This is a genomic window from Bacillus cereus group sp. N12 (genome assembly GCF_016483575.1).
GTDB lineage: Bacteria > Bacillota > Bacilli > Bacillales > Bacillaceae_G > Bacillus_A > Bacillus_A toyonensis.
This window is the reverse complement of the sequence record NZ_JAEHBO010000157.1, coordinates 1-4,718: the sequence shown is the minus strand read 5'-3', so window position 1 is coordinate 4,718 and position 4,718 is coordinate 1. Positions and strand designations below refer to the sequence as shown.

Here is a 4,718-nt window from a genome sequence, read left to right as displayed (position 1 = left end):
TAGTAATAGTTACCTACTAATGAGCTGAATGCAAACAAGAAGATTGCAACCGCTACAAATACAGATGCCCACGGTCCGATATGTTGGCTTAACGCTTGTTGCGTTAATTGAATTCCATTTAAATCAGCTGCACCAGGTACATCAGATAATAAAATGATGAACGCTGTACAACTACAAATTAATAATGTATCTGTAAATACCCCTAAAGTTTGAATGAAACCTTGTTTAACTGGGTGCGTTACGTTCGCAGTCGCTGCTGCGTTCGGTGCACTACCCATACCAGCTTCATTTGAGAATAATCCACGTTTTACTCCTAGTAAAATCGCAGCTCCTAGTCCCCCACCAACTACTTCTTTAATTCCGAATGCATGTAAGAAGATTTCTTTAAATACATACGGAATTGCCGTAATGTTTGTTACAACAACGAATAATGCAACTGCTACATATATAATTGCCATTACCGGAACAATCATTTCAACTGCACGTGCAATTCGCTTAACCCCACCGAAAATAATAATTGCAAGTAAACCAGCCATAAACAGACCTACAAGTCTACTATCCATTTTAAATGCGCCATCAAAAGCTGCCGCTACTGTGTTTGACTGCACTGCATTAAAAATCAATCCGAAACTCACTGTTATTAGAACAGAGAAAACAACACCTAACCAGCGTTTCTTTAAACCCTTTTCCATATAATACGCTGGGCCCCCACGGAATGCGTTCCCATCTTTTACTTTATAAATTTGCGCTAATGTGCTCTCTACAAACGCAGAAGCACCCCCAATTACCGCAATTAACCACATCCAAAATACAGCACCTGGACCACCTGCTGAGATTGCAATAGCTACACCAGCTAAGTTACCAGTACCTACACGAGAAGCTGTACTCATACAAAATGCTTGGAATGATGATACACCGCTTTTTTCTTTTTGCGCTTTTCTTGTCTTTGAACTCGCCCCGTCCCCAAGTAGGCGAATCATTTCTCCGAAGTAGCGAATTTGGACGAATTTCACACGAAATGAAAAATAGAGTCCTAATCCAATTAACATCGCAATAATAATATATGACCAAAGGACATTATTTACATCCCCAATTACTTTAGCTAAAAAATCCATAATCGAATTGCCCCCTCTTCCTAACAATAAGAAAATTATATTCTAAAAACTTTTAGTAATCAAGAACTTTATGTTAGGTTTTATGACATTGATAAGTTATATTCCTTAACATATATATGTTTTTCACTTAAAACTATAGCCAATACGTGCATTTATCCACTACTCAATCACTCATCCTATTCGACCAATCATACTTTTAAGACAGTACGTTACCTACAAATAACGAGAGAAATGAACAAACAAAAATTATATTAATAATTACCTTTCACCCTTCTCATCATTTACTGCAACAAAAAAGGCGAGCATCGAATTCCTCTCGATGCTCGCCTTTTCTTATACCGCTTTTTCTTTATCCGTTACCGTTGGCTTATCCCAACACTCTGTGTTCGTTAAACCCGGAATAGAATCTGCACTGAATACTGGATCTTTCCCTTGTTTCTTTTGCTTTACATAGTCTGCCAACGCAGCATACGCAAATCGCCCAAGAAGTGTAATCGCAATTAAGTTTGTAATTACCATTAGACCCATAAATAAATCTGCCATGTTCCATACGACTTTAAGCGTCGCAACAGAACCGAATAATACCATTGCAACTACCGCAATACGGTAAATTGTTAACCAAGCTTTACTTTGTTTAATGAATTCAATATTCGTTTCACCATAATAGTAGTTTCCTAGAAGTGAACTAAATGCAAATAAGAAAATAATAATCGCTAAGAAGCTACTTGCCCACGGGCCGATTTGTGAACTTAATGCATTTTGTGTTAATTCAATACCTTCTAAATTCGTTGCTTTATATGCACCAGAACATAATACGATAAAAGCTGTTGATGTACATACTAAAAATGTATCTACTAAAACCCCGATTGTTTGAATAAAACCTTGTTTCGCTGGATGCGTTACATCAGCTGTTGCTGCCGCATTCGGCGCACTACCCATACCTGCTTCGTTCGCAAATAATCCGCGCTGAATACCAAATTTCATTGCAGCACCGATACCGCCACCTACAGCTGAATCTAAACCGAATGCACCTTTAAAGATTTCTGTAAATACATCTGGTATTAAATAGAAGTTTTTAATAACAACGAAAATAGCTACTGCAATATAAATAAGTGCCATTGGAGGAACAATCATTTCTGACATACGCGCAATACTTTTCACACCGCCAAAAATAATAACCGCAACTAATACCGCTAATACAATCCCAACAACATAACGCTCTAAACCGAATGCATTTTCAAATGCTAACGTAACTGTATTTGCTTGTACTGAGTTGAAAATTAACCCGTAACTAATTGTGATTAGAATAGAGAACCAAATTCCCATCCAACGTTTATTTAAACCTTTTTCCATATAATAAGCAGGACCACCACGGAAGCCACTGCCATCTTTTATTTTATAAATTTGCGCAAGCGTACTTTCCACGAAACTTGAAGACGCCCCGATAATCGCAATAACCCACATCCAAAATACAGCTCCTGGTCCTCCCATAGAAATAGCTAGCGCTACACCAGCTAAGTTTCCGATACCGATACGAGCTGCTGAACTCATACAGAACGCTTGGAAAGAAGATACGCTACCCTTTTTACGTGTCTTACCAGTTAGTCCATCACTCATTAATCGAACCATTTCTCCTAAATGAGTAATTTGTACGAATTTTAATTTAATAGAAAAATAAAGCCCTAAACCAATTAGCATTGCAATAAGAACATATGACCAAAGAATCGTATTCGTTGATGAAACGAATTGATCTAAAATATTCATACAATTAACCCCTCCTTTTCTCCATAAATCGAATTATATTCAAAAAATATTCAAAAATCAACATTTTTCGACACCTTGCGACTTCCAAATATTAGGTTACTCTACATAAATACATCGTTCTTTTATGACTCCACTTTCAGTAGCTGTGCATACTAAAACAAAAAATAATTTCATAAACAACACCATTGACAAAAATATATAACTGTAACTATAATGGTTGCATCAGGTTGTAACTAACCTAATTACATTACATTCATTCATTTCAGATATACACTTTAACAAAACACTTTGGAGGGATTTATTATGAAAATCGGAATCATTGGAGCAACTGGTAAAGCTGGAAGCCGTATTTTAAAAGAAGCATTAGATCGTGGACATGAAGTTACTGCAATTGTAAGAAATGCTGCAAAAATTACAGAAGAAAATGTAAAAGTTTTAGAGAAAGATGTATTCACTCTTACATCTAACGATCTACAAGCATTCGATGTAGTTGTAAATGCATTCGGTGCTCCAGCAGGACAAGAACACCTTCACGTAGATGCAGGAAATGTACTGATTGAAGCTGCGAAAGGTGCACCAAATACAAAATTACTTGTAGTTGGCGGAGCTGGAAGCTTATTTGTAGACGAAGAGAAAACAACACGTGTATTTGATACACCAGGTTTCCCGGACGAATACCTTGCAACAGCTCAAAACCAAGGTAAAAACTTAGAAATCTTGCAACAAACAAATGACATCACTTGGACATTCATCAGCCCTTCTGCACTATTCGCATTAGGAAAACGCACTGGCTCTTACACAGCTGGTAAAGACAATCTTCTTGTTAACTCAAAAGGCGATAGCTATGTAAGTTACGAAGACTTCGCAGTAGCAGCACTTGATGAAATCGAAAATCCAAAACATGTGAACGAACGCTTCACAGTAGTTTCTGAAGCTGAATAATAAGAAAAAGCTCGTAAAACATAATGTTTTACGAGCTTTTTTATTTTTAAGCTTTTACCTCTTGTATACCTTCTATTCTTTCGAAACCTTGTTTCGTAATTTTAAAGAATACGTCATGTATACCATACTCAAATAACATACCATTAAATTGTTCTGTCAATGCTTTCGTATTTTCCATTCCTTCTAATCCATGTATATAAAAAGCATCGGCAAATGCCAATGCTTTTTATACTATCTTTTAATTTGATTTGGTTTATGTGGTTCGTTTGGAGTATACGGTTTATTCGGTTTCTGTGGTCCTTCAGACTTTTTCCAACTCACCGCTAATTCCGGACTTGTTTTCTCTTCACTACGTTCTAATAATACAACCGCATTTTGAATCGTCGGTGTTCCTTTATGCGCAATCCCTTGTAATTTCGTTAAATTTCCTGATACTTTAAAGCTAAATCCACCTGCTGGTGTTTGTTTTGGAATTAAAATGCGGAACTTTTCTCCTACATTAAATTCATTTTTTGCTTCGCCTTTTTCATTTACAAATTTCACACCAGCTGGTGCACCTGTTGCTTGCACTTTATACGTTCCGCTTTTTGCATTCGTTTCTACTGTATATAAACCTGTTTCAAAGAAATCATTTTTCAATACTGCTTCTTGTTCTTCTGTAGGAGTTACACTCATCGTAATTTCTTGTAACTCTTCACTCGCATTTGCCTTTGCAACTATGTCTTTCGTTACTTTCTCTACGTTTTTATTACGGAAATCTAAATCGTTAATATCGATTTGTTTTAATGCATTCCATACTGCAAGCTGTGTTGCGTAATGTGCTTCTCTCCAATCGGAAACGCCTAATTCTTGCGGACTCTTTTGTGGATATCCATTTAATAGTACACGGTATACGTT

5 protein-coding genes are annotated in these 4,718 nt (G+C 36.6%); 1 reads left to right on the top strand and 4 read right to left on the bottom strand.

Annotated elements, in window-relative coordinates; translation table 11 throughout:
* A partial coding sequence (locus JDS92_RS29675; RefSeq protein ID WP_199633009.1) for an alanine/glycine:cation symporter family protein occupies positions 1-1,115 on the bottom strand: 1,115 nt, incomplete at its 3' end.
* A 333-nt stretch (positions 1,116-1,448) separates the two neighbouring features.
* Entirely contained in the window at positions 1,449-2,879 is a 1,431-nt protein-coding gene (locus JDS92_RS29670; protein ID WP_001022883.1) for an alanine/glycine:cation symporter family protein, read from the bottom strand.
* Positions 2,880-3,182: 303 nt separating this feature from the next.
* Between JDS92_RS29670 and JDS92_RS29665 the strand changes: the two genes are divergently transcribed.
* Entirely contained in the window at positions 3,183-3,821 is a 639-nt protein-coding gene (locus tag JDS92_RS29665) for an NAD(P)-dependent oxidoreductase (protein ID WP_199633008.1), read from the top strand.
* A gap of 46 nt (positions 3,822-3,867) precedes the next feature.
* Here JDS92_RS29665 and JDS92_RS29660 read toward each other — a convergent pair whose 3' ends face one another.
* Both JDS92_RS29660 and JDS92_RS29655 read right to left on the bottom strand, forming a co-directional pair.
* Positions 3,868-3,999, bottom strand: coding sequence for an enterotoxin (locus tag JDS92_RS29660; protein WP_097957450.1), 132 nt, complete (start codon positions 3,997-3,999; stop codon positions 3,868-3,870).
* 53 nt (positions 4,000-4,052) lie between these two features.
* A partial coding sequence (locus JDS92_RS29655) for a thioester domain-containing protein (RefSeq protein WP_199633007.1) occupies positions 4,053-4,718 on the bottom strand: 666 nt, incomplete at its 5' end.

Coding starts and splice junctions, on each gene's coding strand:
- JDS92_RS29670 (WP_001022883.1), bottom strand. CDS start 2,879: ATGAATATTTTAGATCAATTCGTTTCATCAACGAATACGATTCTTTGG.
- JDS92_RS29665 (WP_199633008.1), top strand. CDS start 3,183: ATGAAAATCGGAATCATTGGAGCAACTGGTAAAGCTGGAAGCCGTATT.
- JDS92_RS29660 (WP_097957450.1), bottom strand. CDS start 3,999: ATGGAAAATACGAAAGCATTGACAGAACAATTTAATGGTATGTTATTT.